15 protein-coding genes and 1 pseudogene are annotated in these 18,118 nt (G+C 67.7%); 13 read left to right on the forward strand and 3 right to left on the reverse strand.

From position 1 onward, the window contains the following. Nucleotides 1-21: 21 nt before the first annotated feature. Nucleotides 22-1,200, forward strand: a complete 1,179-nt coding sequence (locus tag ACZK3W_RS02015) for a serine hydrolase domain-containing protein (protein ID WP_478450373.1) — start codon at nucleotides 22-24, stop codon at nucleotides 1,198-1,200. Beyond that, nucleotides 1,197-2,372, forward strand: a pseudogene (locus ACZK3W_RS02020) (MFS transporter); the annotation flags it as partial. The gene ACZK3W_RS02015 and the pseudogene ACZK3W_RS02020, both read left to right, overlap by 4 nt. A gap of 394 nt (nucleotides 2,373-2,766) precedes the next feature. Here ACZK3W_RS02020 and ACZK3W_RS02025 read toward each other — a convergent pair. Next, the gene (locus ACZK3W_RS02025; RefSeq protein ID WP_032130444.1) at nucleotides 2,767-4,383 is read right to left on the reverse strand and encodes an EAL domain-containing protein; all 1,617 of its coding nucleotides are present in this window, start codon (nucleotides 4,381-4,383) and stop codon (nucleotides 2,767-2,769) included. Between the two features lie 228 nt (nucleotides 4,384-4,611). Between ACZK3W_RS02025 and cycA the strand changes: the two genes are divergently transcribed. Both cycA and ACZK3W_RS02035 read left to right on the forward strand, forming a co-directional pair. Next, complete coding sequence (gene cycA / locus ACZK3W_RS02030) at nucleotides 4,612-5,985, forward strand: D-serine/D-alanine/glycine transporter (protein WP_049399140.1); 1,374 nt, start codon at nucleotides 4,612-4,614, stop codon at nucleotides 5,983-5,985. Between the two features lie 218 nt (nucleotides 5,986-6,203). After that, nucleotides 6,204-6,980, forward strand: coding sequence for a lytic transglycosylase domain-containing protein (locus tag ACZK3W_RS02035; protein ID WP_125892404.1), 777 nt, complete (start codon nucleotides 6,204-6,206; stop codon nucleotides 6,978-6,980). A gap of 42 nt (nucleotides 6,981-7,022) precedes the next feature. Here the strand turns inward: ACZK3W_RS02035 and ACZK3W_RS02040 are convergent, their stop codons facing one another. Next, nucleotides 7,023-8,543 carry a tetratricopeptide repeat protein gene (locus tag ACZK3W_RS02040; protein WP_121504780.1) on the reverse strand — a complete coding sequence of 507 codons (1,521 nt, stop codon included), beginning with the start codon at nucleotides 8,541-8,543 and terminating at the stop codon, nucleotides 7,023-7,025. A 165-nt stretch (nucleotides 8,544-8,708) separates the two neighbouring features. Between ACZK3W_RS02040 and ACZK3W_RS02045 the strand changes: the two genes are divergently transcribed. Continuing rightward, nucleotides 8,709-10,790, forward strand: coding sequence for a gluconolaconase (locus ACZK3W_RS02045; protein ID WP_478450374.1), 2,082 nt, complete (start codon nucleotides 8,709-8,711; stop codon nucleotides 10,788-10,790). On the opposite strand, the gene ACZK3W_RS02050 is transcribed toward ACZK3W_RS02045, so the two are convergent. After that, nucleotides 10,768-11,175: a YciI family protein gene (locus ACZK3W_RS02050; protein ID WP_049449291.1), complete on the reverse strand. Its 408-nt coding sequence runs from the start codon at nucleotides 11,173-11,175 to the stop codon at nucleotides 10,768-10,770. The two genes, ACZK3W_RS02045 and ACZK3W_RS02050, sit on opposite strands and share 23 nt — an antisense overlap. Nucleotides 11,176-11,898: 723 nt before the next feature. On the opposite strand from ACZK3W_RS02050, the gene ACZK3W_RS02055 reads away from it, so the two are divergent. From ACZK3W_RS02055 to ACZK3W_RS02090, 8 genes are all read left to right on the forward strand, one after another. Beyond that, nucleotides 11,899-12,312, forward strand: a complete 414-nt coding sequence (locus ACZK3W_RS02055; RefSeq protein WP_125892410.1) for a YciI family protein — start codon at nucleotides 11,899-11,901, stop codon at nucleotides 12,310-12,312. 68 nt (nucleotides 12,313-12,380) lie between these two features. Then, a complete protein-coding gene (locus ACZK3W_RS02060; RefSeq protein WP_012509913.1) occupies nucleotides 12,381-12,803 on the forward strand; it encodes a VOC family protein in 423 nt (140 codons plus the stop codon). Between the two features lie 34 nt (nucleotides 12,804-12,837). After that, nucleotides 12,838-13,248, forward strand: coding sequence for a VOC family protein (locus tag ACZK3W_RS02065; RefSeq protein WP_032128772.1), 411 nt, complete (start codon nucleotides 12,838-12,840; stop codon nucleotides 13,246-13,248). A 23-nt stretch (nucleotides 13,249-13,271) separates the two neighbouring features. Beyond that, complete coding sequence (locus ACZK3W_RS02070) at nucleotides 13,272-13,628, forward strand: DUF1428 domain-containing protein (protein ID WP_293796168.1); 357 nt, start codon at nucleotides 13,272-13,274, stop codon at nucleotides 13,626-13,628. 45 nt (nucleotides 13,629-13,673) lie between these two features. Continuing rightward, entirely contained in the window at nucleotides 13,674-14,936 is a 1,263-nt protein-coding gene (locus ACZK3W_RS02075; RefSeq protein ID WP_478450375.1) for an RNA polymerase sigma factor, read from the forward strand. 107 nt (nucleotides 14,937-15,043) lie between these two features. Then, complete coding sequence (locus ACZK3W_RS02080; protein ID WP_100437774.1) at nucleotides 15,044-16,240, forward strand: hypothetical protein; 1,197 nt, start codon at nucleotides 15,044-15,046, stop codon at nucleotides 16,238-16,240. Continuing rightward, nucleotides 16,231-17,331, forward strand: coding sequence for a hypothetical protein (locus ACZK3W_RS02085; protein ID WP_049398326.1), 1,101 nt, complete (start codon nucleotides 16,231-16,233; stop codon nucleotides 17,329-17,331). The genes ACZK3W_RS02080 and ACZK3W_RS02085 overlap by 10 nt, the downstream gene beginning before the upstream one ends. Nucleotides 17,332-17,430: 99 nt before the next feature. Then, complete coding sequence (locus ACZK3W_RS02090; RefSeq protein WP_154262149.1) at nucleotides 17,431-18,108, forward strand: hypothetical protein; 678 nt, start codon at nucleotides 17,431-17,433, stop codon at nucleotides 18,106-18,108. Nucleotides 18,109-18,118 lie beyond the last annotated feature (10 nt).

The following is an 18,118-nucleotide window of genomic DNA, read 5'->3' on the forward strand; positions in this document are numbered from 1 at the left end:
CTCTCCCCACGGATCACCGCGATGAACGCTGTTCCTTCCCTTGCACCTGCGCCGACGCTGCCGTCGGTGCAGCGGCTGCTGCAGCAGGTCCACCCACAGCGCCTGGTCGGTACGGTGGTGCTGGTGCGCGAGCACGGTGTGCTGCGCCACGCCAGCGCGACCGGGCTGGCCGATCGCGAGTCGGCCACGCCGATGCAGCGCGATCAGTTGTTCCGGCTGGCATCGGTCAGCAAGCCGCTGTTGACCACGGTGATCCTGCGCCTGGTAGCCGAAGGCGTGCTGGACCTGGATGCGCCGGTACAGCGCTGGCTGCCGGACTTCCGCCCGGCGCTGGCCGATGGCAGCACGCCGCCGATCAGCCTGCGCCAACTGCTCAGCCATAGCAGCGGGCTGGGTTACCGCTTCCTCGAAGCCAATGCGGATGGCCCGTACGCACAGGCCGGCGTCAGCGATGGCATGGATGCGAATCCGCTGACGCTGACCGACAACGTGCATCGCATCGCGCAGGCGCCGCTGTTGTTCGCGCCGGGCAGCCAATGGTTGTACTCGTTGGGCGTGGACGTCGCGGGCGCCGTGGCTGAAGCCGCGACCGGTGAAACGCTGCAGGCACTGTTCGAGCACTTGTTGGCCGCGCCACTGGGGCTGGCCGACACCGCATTCGCGACCACCGATGCCGCACGGCTGGCCACGCCGTATGTGAGTGACACGCCGCAGCCGCATCGCCTGCAGGAAGGCGAAGTGGTCGCACCGTTCGAGGGTACGGTCGGCATCGAGTACAGCCTCGCCCGTGCTACCGATGCCAGCCGTTTCCCTTCGGCCGGTGCTGGACTGATTGGCAGCGCCGACGAGGTGATGGCGGTGTTGGAGGCCTTGCGCGATGTGCAAGCTTCGAATCTGTTGCCGCCCGCGCTGGTGGCGGAGATGGCCAGCCCGCAGGTGGGCGAGCAGGGGCCGCCGGAACCGGCCGGCTGGGGCTTCGGGTTGGGCTTTGCGGTGCTGCGCGATGCCGCCGCCAGTGGCACACCGCAGAGCGAAGGCACCTGGCGCTGGGGCGGTGCCTACGGCCATAGCTGGTTTGTCGATCCTGCGCGTGGGCTGAGCGTGGTGGCGCTGACCAACACCCTGTACGAAGGCATGGACGGTGCCTTCGTTGATGAGCTGCGTGACGCGGTCTACGCCGATCTGGAGGCTGCGCGATGAGCGGCCATGCCATTGATGCGGCCAGCCCGGCCGGTGAAGCCACGCGCCTGCCGTGGGCGGGGCTGCTGGCGCTGGCCGGCGGCGGCTTCATCACCCTGCTGACCGAAACCCTGCCGGCCGGTGTACTGCGGCCGATGGGCGAGAGCCTGGGCGTGAGTGATGCGGCGGTGGGCCAGCTGGTCAGCGTGTACGCGCTGGGATCGGTGATGGCCGCACTGCCGATGACCGCGTTGACCCAGCGCCTGCCGCGACGCCCCTTGTTGCTGGCCGCCATTGCCGGCTTCGTGGTGGTCAACACGCTGACCGCCGTGAGCAGCAGCTATCCGCTGATCCTTGCCGCGCGTTTCCTGGCCGGTGTGAGTGGTGGCCTGCTGTGGTCGCTGGTGGCCGGCTATGCGGCGCGCATGGTGGTGCCGTCGCTGCAGGGCCGGGCAATCGCGGTGGCGATGGTTGGATCGCCGTTGGCGCTGTCGCTGGGTGTACCGGCGGGCACGTTGCTGGGCCAGCAGATCGGCTGGCGCTGGGCGTTCGCGTTGATGAGCGTGCTGGGGGTCGGCCTGCTGGCGTACGCGCGCTGGGCACTGCCGGCGCTACCGGCGGCCGCGGCCGGTCAGCGCACGTCGTTGGGTACGGTGTGGCGCATGCCCGGCGTGCGCAGCGCGCTGGCGGTGATGGTGCTGTACGTGCTGGCGCACAACGTGCTGTACACCTACATCGAACCGCTGGCGGTGGAGGCCGGCGCCGGCCGGTGGCTGGACCGCCTGCTGCTGGCCTTCGGCGTGGCTGCCATCGTTGGTATCGGCATTGCCGGTTGGGGCGTGGACCGTCATCTGCGCACGCTGGTGTGGGCGGCCGTGATCGGTTTCATTCTTCCGGTGTTGGCCCTGCTGTTGTGGCCAGGACAGGCCACACCGCTGCTGCTGGCAACGATCCTGTGGGGTGTGGCGTTCGGGTCGGTTGCGACCCTGTTCCAGACCGCGCTCGCACGCCGTGCCGGTGCTGCCGCCGACCTGGCGCAGTCGATGCTGGTGACCGGTTGGAACCTGGCGATTGCCGCCGGTGGCGTAGCAGGCGGTGTGCTGCTGCAGGCCAGTGGCCCGAGCCAGCTGGGATGGTTGCCGTTGCTGCTGGTGGCGGGGACCGTGGTGGGGCTGCTGGCACGGCCGAAGGCCGGGGGGGAGGCGCAAACCAAACGCCCCCGGGGGGCCGGCCGGCGGCCGCCCCCCCCCCCCCCCCCCCCCCCCCCCGCGGGGGGGGGCCCCCCGCGCCGCGGCGCCGGGGGTGTTTTTTTTTTTGTGTGGGGTGTGGGGGGGGGGGGGGCCGGGAAAGGGGGGAGGGGGGGGGGGGGGGGGGGGGGGGGGGGGGGGGGGGGGGGGGCATGCCTCGGGCGGGTTGGGCAGGACGCCCAACCCCGGTCTTGCCGTGTGCGCAGGACAGCGCACACGAGCAAGCCGCGGCCAAGCCCCCATGGACGGGTCTACGGCGTCCCCCGCGAACCCGACCGTCCCGGCCAACCCTGGGATAGCAGTACGCGACCCACCACGAGGGGCTCCGCCGTTGGCCGTCCTACTCGATCCCCTCACGCTCGATTGGCACGCTGCGCGGATTCTGCATGTGCTCCCGCGCCGCGCCATAGCGCTGCTGCCGCTTGTGATGGAACACCACGAACTCATCCCGCGGCAGCGGCCGCGAGAACAGCCAACCCTGCGCGAACTCGACCTTCCGGGTATGCAGATACGCCAGCTGTGCCTCGGTCTCCACGCCCTCGGCCACCACCCACAGGCCCAGCTCCTTGGCCATGTCGATGATGTGCGGGGTTACCGGGCTGGTGGCGCTCTCGGTGTCGATCGCATCGATGAATGATTTGTCGATCTTCAACGCGTCCAGCGGCAGCTGTTCCAGGTACTGCAGGCTGGAGAAGCCGACGCCGAAATCGTCAATGGCCACGCTGTGCCCGGCCCGACGCGCCTGCGCCAGCATCGTGCGGGCGCGGTCCAGATCCAGGAAGCCGCGCTCGGTGGCCTCCATCCAGATCTGCTGCGGCAGGATGCCGCTGCCGGCCATGTGCTTGGAGATCATCTTCAGCGCACGGCCGCTGCTGATATCTTCGGCGGCCAGGTTGATCGCGATGTGCGCGCTGCGGTCGGCCACCAGCAGTTCACGCATGTCGCGCACCACGTTCTCGATCACCAGATCGGTGACCGCGCCGATCATGCCGGCCTCTTCGGCCAGCGGAATGAACAGGTCCGGCCGCACCTGGGTGCCATCCGGGCGCTGCCAGCGCACCAGCGCTTCGGCGCCGACGCAGATGCCGGTATCCAGCTCGATGATCGGCTGGTAGTGCAGGTACAGCTCGCGGCGGCGGATCGCTGTGGCCAGCTCGCCGCGCAGGGACAGGCGGCGGCGCGACAGCCAGATCACCAGGCCGGCACCGGCAGCGGCCAGCAGAACGCCGATCGGCACGAACAGCCACGCCTGCTGGCGGAAGGTCGCGGCAAGCGCGGTACGCGGCATGGTCGCGATCGCCAACCACTCTTCGTTGCGGGCGGTGGCATACAGGGTGTGGTGGTCCAGGCCTTCATCGGGGGCGCGCAGCAGGGTCTCCAGCAATGCCGGATCCATGCCGTCCTGCCTGGCCAGGAGACGCCCATCGGGGCTGGCCAGGGCAAGGCGCACGTTCGGGTCGGCGATGACATCGACGAAGCGGCGCGGATCGACCAGCACGTCGTAGTTGCCGTACAGGATCGACAGGACCTGGCGCCGTCCGCTGGCCTCGGGGCGCACATCCACGGCGATGCCGGCGCCATCACTGGTGACGTGGTCGGCCTTGGGCTGGTTGACGTCGGACAGGAACGGCCCCCACGACGTACAGCGCAGCTTGCCACCCTCGAAGTAGCCCATCTGGTCGACCGACGGCGAGGTCATCACCAGCGTCTGCATGCGCCGGATATGGTCGGGCCCGCAGGCGTCGTGGGCGCCGACCTCGGCCGACTGCAGTGCCGCCAGCGCTTCCTGGTAGGACTGGTCGGCGCGGCGCAGGGCGCGACCGGCGATGTCGCGCAGCCGCTGCTGCTCGACGCTGACTGCACGGTCCCAGGTGGCATAGGCCATCACCGCGATCGGCACGGCCGCGGCCAGCAGCGCCAGCGCGGTGCCACCAATGATCACGCGTAGCCGACTCAAGGCCGGAGCTCCAGCGGGGCGGGCAGGGCAGGGCACATGGTCAGGCCGATCCTTGGGCAGGTGCGGCTATCTGAGCATGACGCCGGGCCGGGCGGAATGGGACGAATCCGGTATTCGGTCACAATGTGATGAAAGCGACCATGATTGACGCAATCGGGCCGTCCAGCGCTGGCGCTCCGGGCCGGGGAGGACTAACGTCGAACGCTTCGCCCGCCCCAGTGCACGCCCATGACCGAGCCCGCAACGCCCCCCGAGCACCTGCGCCGCAGCCTGTCCAACCGCCACCTGCAGTTGATCGCCATCGGTGGTGCCATCGGCACCGGCCTGTTCATGGGCTCGGGCAAGACCATCAGCCTGGCCGGCCCGTCCATCGTCTTCGTCTACCTGATCATCGGCGCGATGCTGTTCTTCGTGATGCGCGCGATGGGCGAGCTGCTGCTGTCCAACCTGCAGTACAAATCCTTCATCGATTTCTCCACCGATCTGCTCGGTCCCTGGGCCGGCTTCTTCTGTGGATGGACGTACTGGTTCTGCTGGATCGTCACCGCCATCGCTGACGTGATCGCGATTGCCGCCTACGCGCAGTTCTGGTTCCCTGGGCTGGATGCGTGGATACCGGCACTGGCCTGCGTGCTGCTGTTGCTGGCACTGAACCTGGTGACGGTAAAGCTGTTCGGCGAGATGGAATTCTGGTTCGCGCTGATCAAGATCGTGGCGATCTGTGCGCTGATCATCACCGGCGCCGGGCTGGTGGCGTGGGGCTTCACCTCGCCCAGTGGCCACACCGCGTCGTTGTCGAACCTGTGGAATGACGGCGGCATGTTCCCGATGGGCCTTGTCGGCTTCTTCGCCGGTTTCCAGATCGCGGTGTTCGCTTTCGTCGGCATCGAGCTGGTGGGTACAACTGCCGCTGAAACCGCAGACCCCGAACGCAACCTGCCGAAGGCGATCAACTCGATCCCGGTGCGCATCATCATCTTCTACGTGCTGGCGCTGATCGCGATCATGGCGGTCACCCCGTGGCGCCAGGTGGTGCCGGACAAGAGCCCGTTCGTGCAGCTGTTCGTGCTGGCCGGCATTCCCGCCGCGGCAAGCCTGATCAACTTCGTGGTGCTGACCTCGGCCACGTCCTCGGCCAACAGCGGCATCTTCTCTACCAGCCGCATGCTGTACGGTCTGGCCGAAGAGGGCCACGCACCGCGCGGGTTGTCGAAGTTGTCACGCGCCGCAGTGCCCGCCCGTGGCCTGCTGTTCTCGTGCCTGTGCCTGCTGGGCGGCACGCTGCTGATCTACCTGATCCCCAACCTGGTGACCGCCTTCACCCTGGTGACGACGCTGGCCACCGTGCTCTTCATCTTCGTCTGGTCGCTGATCCTGGTGGCCTACATGGCCTACCGCCGCCGCTACCCGGAACGCCACGCCGCCTCGATCTTCAAGATGCCCGGCGGCGTCGCCATGTGCTGGGCCTGCCTGGTGTTCTTCGCCGCCGTGCTGGTGCTGCTGAGCCTGCAGGCCGACACCCGCCAGGCGCTGGTCGCCAGCCCGGTGTGGTTCGTGCTGTTGGGCGTGGGGTATTGGGTGCGGCGGAGGACCGCGAAGTAACCCAGCGTTTGCGTTCCATCGATTGATCCAGAGATCTCTCTGGAGTGGGGTCAGAGACCGTTGCGCAGCAACGGGATCCGACCCCCGCAGGAAATCGGCCGTTGCCGTTGCTGTTGAGGTTGCCGGCCAGCGGCCGGCACTACCACGGGTGCAGGGCGCAGCCCTGCCGACCCCCATTCACCCAGCATTAGCGGGCGCGGCCGGATGATCCGGCCGCCATGTTCCGTCGCCCTCTCCTGCTTGCGCTGTTGCTGCTGCCCAGCCTGTGGCCCGGGCTGGCCGCCGCGCGCACCGTCTACCGCTGCGTGCAGGGCAACACCGTCAGCCTGGCCACCGCGCCGGAACCCGGTTCACGCTGCACCCCGAAGGAAATCGACGACAACGCCATCCAGACCCCGAATCTGTGGGGCAACATGGGCGTGTTCAGTGGCGTGCTGTACGAGCGCGAGCAGGATGGCGCGCTGGTCTACTCCACCCGCAACCTGCCCGGCTCGCGGGTGTTCCTGAAGTTCACCATGGCCACGCCGCCGGGTGAACCTGCCCACGAAGGCCTGGGCAAGGTGGGCAAGCCGCAGCTGGCGCAGCATGCCAAACAGTTCAAGGCCGCCGCCAAGGCCACCGGCGTGGATGACGCGTGGCTGCGCGCGATCGCCCATGCCGAAAGCAACTTCGATGCACTGGCGGTGTCCAGCAAGGGCGCACAGGGCGTGATGCAGTTGATGCCGGACACCGCGCAGGAGTACGGGGTGAATGATCCGTTCTCGCCGCAGCAGTCGATCGATGGCGGCGCCCGCTACATGCGCGCGTTGCTGCGTCGCTACAACGGTGATCGGCCGCTGGCAGCGGCCGCTTACAACGCCGGCATCGGCGCGGTCACCCGCTACAAGGGCGTGCCGCCCTATGCCGAAACCCTGGCCTACGTGGACAAGGTGATGGCCCTGTACGCACGCTACCGCGAGGCGATGGGCATCCGTACCGAGGTGCCGGCGCGCTAGGCGGGTGGTGCTGCACGCACGTGGTTCTACATGGGAGCTTGCTCAGCGCGAGGTGGAGGTGCTGACCAGTTCGTAGCGTTCGATGCGGCCCAGGCGGGCAACCTCGGCCTGCACGTCGGCGCGCTGCTTCAGCGCACGCCAGGCCGCATCGATCTTCACGTCGCCGGGCAGCGACGGATAGGTGCGCATGTCCTGCAGGCTGGCCAGCGTTTCACCGCGTTCAACGGGTGAGCGCAACTGTTCGATCAGCACGGCAGCTGCGCCGTCGAGATTGCCCTCGTCCAGCAGCATTTCGCGCTGGAACAGGCGCGCATCATCGCCCTGGGCCAGGATCGCTGCACGCGCGGCCTGTTCGGCTTTGGCATCGCCACGTTCACGGGCGGCAACGAACTGCAGCAGTGCCTGGGCTGCCTTGCCGTAACCGGCCAGGCCCGGCATGTCATTCACTGCCGTGGCGGCATCCTGCATGCGGCCCAGCGAACTGAACACGAAGCCGACGTTGAACTGGTGCTCGGCACCATCGGGGCCCAGTGCGCCGATGCGTGCGGCCAGCTTGGCTGCCGCCAGCGCATCCTCGTTGCGACCCAGCCGGCGCAGCGCCGTAAGCCGGCTGTTGAGTAGCCATGCCACCCATTCGGCTTCCGCCGCCGAAGGCGCCTCGCCTTCGGCGGCCGCAGCGGCCATGCCATCGGTCAGCGCCAGCACTTCCTCGTTGCGGTCCAGCATCAGCAGCGTGCTGCTGAACTCGGCCATGCGCGCGTCCAGCGCCCGGTCGAGCAGGCCGGAAACCCGCAGTTCGTCGAGGTGCTTCTGTGCAGCCTGCACGGGATCAAAGCGCGGGTTGGCGCGGTCGACATAGGGATCGAAGCGCTTGTCACTGCGCAGCCGGATGATTTCGGCGGGCGCGGAGATGCGGGCCAGGGTCGCGGGGATGGCCTCGCCACGGCCGTTGTCGGCCTGCAGCGTGGCCAGTGCCAGCCACAGTCCGGTGGGTTCCAGGCCGCCGCTCTTCCAGCCGTTGTCGAACAGTGCCTGCAGCAGTTCCATGCGCTGCTGCGGCTGGTCCCGCAGGCGGAACTGCAGGTAGTTGATCGCGTGGTGGTCCACCGGCAACGGCGCATCGGCATGCTTCAGCGCCTGCACCAGGTGCTTGGTGGCAGGCGCCGGTTGGTTCTCGGACAGTTCCACCGAGACCAGGGTCAGCAGGATCTGCGCATCGTCCGGCAGTGCCTCCTGCGCGCGCTGCAGATAGCGGCGAGCCTGGTCCGGCTTCTTCTGCACCATCGCGGTCCAGCCGGCCACCTGCGCGGCGCGGCCGCGATGTTCAGCATCGAAGTCATCCAGCATCGGATCTTCCATCAGCCGTTCCATCGCGATGAGTGCGCCCAGCGTGTTGCCACTGCGTGACTGCTGGATCGCCTCATCCCATCGCGTGGCATAGGCCTGGTGCATCGCATCGGCGGTGACTGACGGCTTCTGTGGTGCCACCGAGATCGAGGCGGAGGCCGGCGTGCTGGCCAGTGCGGCCACCAGCAGGGCGGCGAGGGGGAAGATGCGGGGCATGGAGGATCTCCATCCGTGGGAAGAGCATTGAACCCGCTGTAGCCAGGGAGAACAAGCGCGACGCATGGAACTCTGGTATCCGGCAGTACGTTTGGCCTTGGCGGATCCTGCGTTCAGCGTCTATTGTCGGTGCCTCTTCAGACAGCAGGCAGGCAGCGCAGCACGATGGCACGGTGGCAATGGATGGCGGCAGGCGTAGCGTTGGCGACCGTAGTGGCACTGGCCGCGACCTGGTGGGAGACGCCGCTGCATACGCCGGCTGAACCGGCAGGTCCGGTTCCAACGCCGCTGGCGTGGACCGCGCAGATCGAGCCGCTGGCCGGCGATGGCCACCCGGGTGACCGCGATGGCGCGTCCGCGCAGGCGCGTTTCGCCGATCCGTACGCGTTGCTGCGCAGTGCCGATGGCAGCGTCTATTTCACCGATGCCGGTGACAACAACCGGATCCGTCGTCGACTTCCCGATGGCCGCGTTGAAACGGTGGCCGGGCAGGGCGAGGGGCGTATCGATGGCCCGGCACTGCAGGCCAGTTTCAATACGCCCTCGGGCATCGCCGCCGACGCGCAGGGCAACCTGTATGTGGCCGACACCGGCAACCACGCGATCCGCCGTATCGGCACCGATGGCCAGGTGAACACGCTGGCCGGTGGCGAACAGGGCTACGCCGATGGCCCTGCCGCGCAGGCGCGCTTCGATGCACCGATGGGCATCGCGGTGGACGCGCAGGGCCAGGTCTATGTGGCCGATACCTTCAACGACCGCATCCGGGTGATCGGTACCGACGGCAACGTGCGTACCCTGGCCGGCGGCGAGCGCCCGGGGCTGGCCGATGGCCTGGCGGGCGATGCACGCTTCGATACACCAGTGGCGCTGGCCTTCGATGCGCACGGCGCGCTGCTGGTGGCCGACCTGTTCAACAACGCGGTGCGTCGGGTCGGTGCCGACGGCATGGTCAGCACGCTGCTGGGCGATGGCGGCGTGATCAATGGGCCGCTGTCGCTGGCCACCACGCACGACGGCGTGCTGTACGTGGGTGACCTTGATGGCCGCATCGTGCAGGTAACACCGCAGGGCCACCAGATCGCGCTGGTGGGCAACGGCCGCCTGCCACGCCTGGCCCGCCCCAGTGGGTTGGCGATGGATGCCGATGGCAGCGTGCTGGTCGCCGATTCCGCCAGCTATCGCCTGCACCGCCTGCGCCCGCTGCCGGTGGGTGACCTGCCGGCACCGGCGCTGGTCGGGCCCGCTGCCGATGCAGCATTGCCGGACACCGGTGGGCGCTGGCCATTGGCACCGCAGGACGGCTGGCATGAAGTGGTCGGCACGCTGGGCGAGGTGCGCGGCAACTTCAAGGGCGAGAGCCGCCACCACCTGCACGGCGGTTTCGATGTGCGCGGCGATGTCGGCCAGACCGTGTTGGCGATCGCCGATGGCAAGATCAGCAGCCCGGTAGCGGCGTGGAGCCTGGGGGGGCAGGCCGAGGGCCTGGCAGTGGACCGCCTCAAGTACATCCACATGCGGGTCGGCCGCACCCCGCGCGACCAGCCGTTCGATGCGCGCTGGCAGGCGCTGTACGACGAACAGGGCAAGCTGGAGCGCATGCGGGTGCGTCGCGGCACGCGCATCCACGTCGGCGATCGCCTGGGCAGCATCAACAACCAGGCGCACGTGCACCTGGCGGTGGGCACCGGCGGCTTCGAAACCAACGCCGTGGCGCTGGGCTTCCATAACTACGCCGACCACTTCGCACCGCGCATCACCGATGTCGCGCTGCTGGACGACAACGACCAGCCGCTGGCGGCTGGCAGCGACGGCGTGGTGATGCTGGCGCGGCAGGGACGTGGCGTGCAGATCGTGGTCGAGGCGTGGGACCAGGTTGACAACAACCTGCCGCGGCGCCGGCTGGGCATGTACCAGGTGGGCTACCAGATCCTCGATGCCGGCGGACAGCCGCTGCAGGGCTATGAGCAGCCGCGCTGGAACATCGTGTTCAACCGCATGCCGCCGCAGAACGAAGCGGTGCGCGTGGCCTATGCGCCGGACAGCGGCATCACCGTGCATGGCAGTGCGGTAACCCGCTTCCGCTACCTGGCCACCAACACCGTGCGTGATGGCCTGATGGAAACCGGGCGCTGGCAGCCGGCGGCATTGCCACCGGGCGAGTACACCGTGCGCGCCAGCGTGCGCGACTACAGCGGCAACGAAGGCGTGGGTCCGCGCGAGATCAGAGTACGGCTGCTGCCATAGCCGCAGCCGGGGCGCCGCAGCGTTCGCGCTCGGCGTCCATGTCTTCCAGCGGCCGCACTTCGATGCTGCCGAAGCGCGCCCACGGGAAGTCGCGGGCGACGCGCATGGCTTCGTCGCGGTCGCGGGCGACGATCAGGTTGAAACCGGCCAGCAGTTCGCGGGTCTCGGCGAACGGGCCATCCAATACACGGCTGTGGCCATCGCGCACGCGCAGGGTCTGCGCGGTGTCGACCGGCTGCAGCTTCTGCGCGGCCAGCAGCGTGCCTTCCGCCTGCAGTTTGTCGGCGTGGGCGAGGCAGTCGCGCATCAGCGCGTTGAATTCTTCGGTGGGCAGGGCCTGCAGCAGGGCAGGCTCGATGTAGATCAGAAGCAGGTACTGCTGCATGGCACGATCCTGGCGGGGGGGCGGGGTGTCCATGATGGCGCAGGTTTGCCTGCCGGCATGCTGCAGCGCGAAAGGCCGCCTGCGGCGGGCGATCGGCGAACGGCGGAGCCCCTCCGTGGTGGGGTGGGTTGGTCGCTGAAAGCTCGGGTTCTTGGATTTGGCCGGGTGGGGAGGCAGGGCAGGGGGCGCTGCAAGTACGTCCATGTAAGCTCGGTCGCCGCATTCATGCGGCTCACGCCCCTGCCCTGCCTCCCCACCCGGCCTTGGACAGATCTCTGCGGCTGACCCACCACGGGAGATCAACAACAAGAGCAAAAGCGGGTCGCTCCGCTCGCAAAGCCGAGGTCGCCAGCCACCCGCTGTTGCTGTTGCTGTTGCTTCTGCCTTTTTTCTTGATCTTCCCGTGGTGGTTCGGCCACCGGAATCTGTCTGGGGCCGGGCGGGTGGGGTTGGCGGGGTATCCGCGGCATGGATGCCGCGGCTAAGCCCCCATGGACGGGTTTACGGCGTCCCCGCCAATCCCACCCGCCCGGCCCACCCACAGGAAACCAGCTTTCAGCGACCAACCCACCCACCACGGAGGGGCTCCGCCGTTCGCCGACTCCCGCCGAAGGCGCGCTTTCCACGGAAGAAATAATTTTCAAAAGACGTGTCGATTCCCAGCCCCCTGGTTCGTTGTACCCAGTGAAGGGCACGCACCACGCGTCCCCACGGGAGACCGCAATGAAAGTGATGGTGATCGTGAAGGCCAACGCCGACTCCGAAGCCGGCCGCATGCCCAGCGAACAGGAACTGTCCGAAATGGGCGCCTTCAACGAACAGCTCGTGGCCGCCGGCATCATGCTGGCCGGTGAAGGCCTGCACGCCACCCAGCGCGGCCGACGCATTCACTTCGGCGGCGCGGCACCCAAGGTCGAGGCCGGTCCGTTCGGTCCTGCCAGCGAACAGATCGCCGGCTTCTGGCTGTGGGACGTGCGTTCGCTGGACGAGGCCGTTGAATGGGCCAGCCGCGCGCCGTTCAACACAGGCGGCACGCTGGAGCTGCGCCCGCTGATCTCCGCCGAAGACTTCGGTGAAGCCTTCACCCCGGAATTACAGCAGCAGGAACAGCGTCTGCGTGCACAGTTGGAAGGTTGACCCGATTCATTTCCCCCGCCGGGCATGGCCCGGCGCTACCACCCTGAAATCCACGACGGAGCATTGCCATGAAATTGATTCCCTTCCTCGGCTTCAGCGGCCAGGCCCATGAGGCGATGGCGTTCTATGCCAAGGCACTCGGTGGTCAGGTCACTTCGGAAATGAAATACCGCGACATGCCGCCCTCCGATGGTTCGCCAGGCTGCAACGAGATGCCGCCGGAAACCCTGGACCACGTCGCGCACAGCCAGCTGGAAATCGGTAGCGCCATCGTGATGGCGGCCGACGGTCCCGGCGGTGGCGAGGGTGGCTCGACCACCATCAATGTCGACGTCGACAGCATCGAAGAAGCCGAACGCGTGTTCGCCGCGCTGGCCGACGGTGGCCAGGTGCAGATGCCGATCGCCGAAACGTTCTGGGCGCACCGCTGGGGCATGTTGATCGACCGCTACGGCAAGCCGTGGATGGTCAACTGCATGAAGCAGCCCTGATCCCTCTTCTTTTCATCCACAAGGAGCTTCACCGATGAATGCACCGCAACCGCAGATGATCTTCGTCAATCTTCCGGTGAAGGACCTGGAGAAATCCAAGGCCTTCTTCACCGCGCTGGGCTACAGCTTCAATCCAACTTACACCAACGATGACGCGGCAGGCATGGTCATCAGCGAGAGCATCTACGTGATGCTGCTGACCCAGCCTTTTTTCCAGCAGTTCACCAACAAGCCGATTGCCGATGCGCACACCCACACGGAAGTGATCAACGCACTCTCGGCACCCAGTCGCAAGGCAGTTGACGAGTTGGTGGACAAGGCACTGGCCGCCGGCGGCAGCGAACCGCAGCCGGCGCGCGACCTGGGCTTCATGTACCAGCGCGGCTTCCAGGATCTGGATGGCCATCTCTGGGAAATCGCACACATGGACGGCGAGCCGGGCTGACGGCCGCCGCAGGGAGAATCCTCATGGCTTACGTGGATGCTTACGTGCTGCCGTGCCCCCAGGACAAGGTGGCGGCCTACCGCGGCCTTGCCCGCAAGGCCGGTGCGGTGTGGAAGGACCAGGGCGCGCTGCAGTACATGGAATGCGTGGCTGACGATGTGGAACCGGGAAAGAGCACGTCGTTTCCGCGTGCGGTCAAGGCAAAACCGGGCGAAACGGTGATCGTCGCCTTCGTGGTGTTCCGTTCGCGCGCGGCGCGCGACCGTATCAACGCGAAAGTAATGGCGGACCCGCGGCTGGCGTCACTGGGCCCGAAGGACATGCCGTTCGATACCAAGCGCATGTTCTGGGGTGGCTTCAAGCCGATAGTTGAAGCGTGAGCTGCGGCGCTTGTGCGGGCCGGGCGTGCGTGCTGTGATCGGCGCATGCTCGAGCCCGCACTGACGCAGCGTCTGGAAACCCTCTGGCGGATGGAGTCGCCGGTGTTGATCGCGCGCCTGGCGCGGCTGCTCGGGGGCGATGTCGGCCGCGCCGAGGAGCTGGCCCAGGACACCTGGCTGGCCGCGCTGGAGCGCTGGCCGGAGCAGGGCATCCCGGACAACCCCGGAGCTTGGCTGATGACCACTGCGCGCAACCGTGCCATTGATGTGCTGCGCCAGCACCAGCGGGTGGCGCAGCAGCATGCGCAGTGGGGCGAGGAGCTGCATCCGGCGCCGCTGCCGGCGCCCGATGACAGTCAAGCGCTGGAAGATGATCTGGGTGACGACCTGCTGCGGCTGATGTTCGTGGCCTGCCATCCGATGCTGCCGGCCGATGCACGGGTGGCATTGACCCTGCGCCTGCTGGGTGGCCTGACCACTGTCGAGATCGCGCGCGCGTTCCTGCAGCCCGAGCCGACCATCGCCCAGCGCATCGTGCGCGCCAAGCGCACCTTGGCGCAGAAGCAGGTGCCCTACGAGGTCCCGCGTGCTGACGCGATGCCCGAGCGGCTCACTTCGGTGCTGGAAGCGATCTACCTAGTGTTCAACGAAGGCTATGCGGCCAGTGCCGGTGATGACTGGATGCGTCCGGCGCTGTGCGAGGAGGCATTGCGGCTCGCGCGCATCCTGGCGCACCGGCTGCCGGTGCCGCCGGTGCTGGGCCTGCTGGCGCTGATGGAGCTGCAGGCCTCGCGTGCCGCGGCACGGACCGATGCGCAGGGCGTGCCGGTACTGCTGGACCAGCAGAACCGCGCGCGCTGGGACTGGCTGCAGATTGAACGCGGGCAGCAGGTGCTGGCGCGCGCGCTGGCCGCCGGTGGCGCTGATGATCCCTATGTACTGCAGGCGCGTATCGCAGCGTGCCATGCAGCGGCGCGCCGCCCCGAGGATACCGACTGGCCGCGCATCGCAGCGCTCTATACGCAGCTGCTGCAGGTGCAGCCCTCGCCGGTTGTTGCATTGAACCGGGTCGTGGCGGTGCTGCGCAGTGACGGTGCCTTCGCGGCGTGGGCGCAGCTGCAGCCGTTGCTGGTGGACGCGCGACTGCGTGAGTACGCGCCGCTGCAGGTGGTGCGCGGGGAGTTACTACAGGCGCTGGGGCGCGACCTGGACGCACGTCACGCTTTTGCGGAAGCCGCCAGACTCAGCCAGAACCAGGCAGAGCGGGGCCTGCTGCGGCAACGGGCCGGCCTGCCTCCCACGGAGTGACCTCGACGAAGGCAGCACTTGTCGGCGGGCCCGCGAGCCGTTATGTTTCGCGCCCAGCGGACGCGTCAGCGTCCACTTTCCATGCGTATTGACCGAGGAGCGGTTGGATGTATTCAAGGACGAAGAGCGCATCGCGCGCTTTTGCGCGCCTGCTTGCCTGTGCCCTGTGCCTGGCCGTATGGCCGATGGCCGTACAGGCGGCAGACAAATCACAGCAGGCCTATTGGGCCGGTTTTGCCTATACCGCTGATGCCGCTGCCGTGCAGGCGACCACACCGCATGCGCATGCGGTGCTGGAACAGCGCGGCCTGATCCCGTTGAACCAGGCCCTGGCACAGTCGCTCAAGCGCCGCGCCCCGGCCCACCTGCAGCTGATCGACCAGCCGGTGGCGATGCTCGACGGCACCACCAGTGCGACAGTGCTGGCCGCGGCACTGGACCGCGAACTGGTCTCGGTCGAGCCGATCGGTGACCAGTACAAGGTGCTGGTGGAAGTGGCGCTGCAGGCGCTGTTCTTCGATTTCCGCGAGCGCCAGGTGATCGCGTCCTATCCGCTTACCCTGCAGCGCATCGACGTGCAGGATTACCGGCCGGACAACGACGATATCGACGCGATCGTCGCCGATCTCCTGTATGGCAGCGCCGATACCAGCCTGTCGCAGGTGCTGGCTGCCAGCCTCGCCCAGGCCAGGCTGCCCGATGCCGCCGTGCGTCGCCTGCAGGTCGGTGGCGTAACCCTGTCCGACGTGGTCCGCGCCAAGCTGCCCGACCCGAAGTGGGAAGCCCCGCTGCGCGCCACGCTGGCCCATGAGCTGTCCAAGACGCTGTCGTCCAATACCGGCGTCGGCCTGCTGCCGCCGGCCTCGGGCCAGGCGATCGGTGGTGCGATGGCGGCGCGCTTTGCCGACGGCAAGGTCTACCAGCTGAAGATTCCCGAGCCGGACTACGTCATCAACCTGCAGGTGGATGCGCTGAAGAACGGCGTGATCGAAGAAACGCCGGCGATGAAGACGATGCTGTTCGGCGCGTTCTTCACCGCCAAGGTGACCGAGCCGTTCTCCGGCAAGGTCTATTTCGAACAGCCGCTGCGCAAGGGTGCCACCAAGGTGGTGCCGGTCACGCAGTGGCAGGTCGACCAGTGGTCGGCCAGCTACGAAACCCTGCTGGCCGGCTTCGACGCCTTCGCCGGCGCCGCCGCCAAGCGCGCCGATTCGCGCGGCTGGCTGGACGAACAGAAGCCGGGCGGCCGCCCGTTGCAGCAGCAGACCCAAGCCCTCCAGGAGTTGATCAAGTCATGTCGTTGATGCGTACCATCCTGCTCATCCTCATCGCCCTGGTGGTGGCCTCCCCGGTCGCTGCACAGACCGCCAGTTCACGCGGTACCGGTTCGGCCAGCTACGGCCTGCGCCTGAGTGCCGACACCCGCGCCCAGGCCCTGAACAAGGCCAAGGTCAATGCACTGGAGGCGTACATCGCCGAAACCGGTGCGGCCAAGCTGCGCCTGTTCGAAGCACGTCGCTCCGAGTTCATCGGCGAGATCGACCGCTACGTGCTCAGCGCCGTGCAGCTGTCGGACACCGAAGACAAGAAGGCCAAGACCTACACCGTCACCGTCCGCGCCGAGATCAACACCACACTGCTGCAGACCAAGCTGGATGCCGGCTCGGCCGTGGCCGGTGCCACCGCCGCGCAGCGCTCGCTGCTGACCTTCCTGTTCATGGCGCGCTCGCAGGACACCGTGCAGTCGTTCCAGGACAAGGAATACCGCCGCGTCGACGCCAGCAGCAGCTACAGCGAGAACACCCGTGAAGGCGACAGCTTCCGCGGCAACTCGGTCAGCACCAACGGCAGCATCAACCAGAACGGTTCGATGTCGGTCACCAGCGGCGGCAGCACCACCCAGCGCAGCGACAACATCAGCTGGAAGGTGGCCAACGCCGCCGAAGTGAACACCGCGATGACCGGCGCCTTCAGCGCCGCCGGCTACGAAGTGGTTGAAGCCGAATACGTGGAAGGCGAATCGCGCGGCCTGCTCAGCATCGAGCGTATCCGCAAGGACTTCAGCACCGGCAACGACCTGGCCCCGGCCACCCTGCGTGATACCGCCAACGGCATCCGTGCGGCCAACATCCCGTACATCGCCGTCGGCACCCTCGACGTCGGCATGCGCGACCGTGACCCGGCCAGCGGCAACACCCGCGTGTTCGTCACCGTCACCGGCAAGGTGCTGGATGTGACCGGTCGCTTCCCGCGCACCGTGTCGTCGGTGGGCCCGGTGCAGTTCTCCGGTACCGGCCCGAACGAAACCGTCGCCCGTACCAACGCGCTGCAGCTGGCGGCTGAAAAGGCTGCCCAGCAGATGATCAACGAACTGAACGTCAAGGCGGTTCGTTGATCCGCCACCCCGGTGGGTGCCGAGCTCGCTCGGCATCGCCCTGGGGTTACCGATTTCCCACGTGCCGCTTCGCGGCCGTCTCTCCCAAAGGACACTCATATGATCCGCAATACCGCTCTTGTCGTGGCCATCGCTGCCGCCACCCTGTCGATGCCGGCCCACGCGGGCCTGGGCAAGCTGAAGGACCTGGCCGGTGCCGCTACCGGCACCTCCAGCAGCAGCGCCTCCAGCGCCGCCGCTCCGGATGAAGCCGCGCAGGAAGCGCTGGTGCGTCGTTTCGTCAGCTCGCAGTCGCACTCGCTGCAGGCCCAGACCTCGTTTGCCCGCGCCTTCGGCCTGGCCGAGCAGGTGCAGCTGCTGGAAGCCGAGCGCCAGGCGCTGTCGTCGGGTTCGGTCAGCGTCGATGCGATGAAGAAGTCGGTGTCGGTCAGTGAAGCTGCGCAGGCGGCGATCAACGAGCGCCAGGCCGCACAGCCGGAACTGAACGCTGAATCCAAGCAGCACTACGCCGAAGGCCTGGTCTCGCTGCTGTCCTCGGCGGCCGAAGCACAGAAGCTGGGCGGCGAAGCCAGCAACTTCACCGCCGGCATGAAGAACCTGGGCGCGACCCAGCTGGCCACCGTCGGCCGCAAGCTGGCAGCAGGTGCATGGGTGGCCAAGGAATCGCCGGGCTTCATCCAGGGCCTGTACGGTTCGACCAAGTCGGCCGTGACCTTCGCCAGGAAGAGCAAGGTGAAGGTGCCGTCCAACGCCGATTCGATGCTCGACACGCTCTGATCCGAGGCGA

The organism is Stenotrophomonas sp. 80084_Sma, assembly GCF_056481995.1.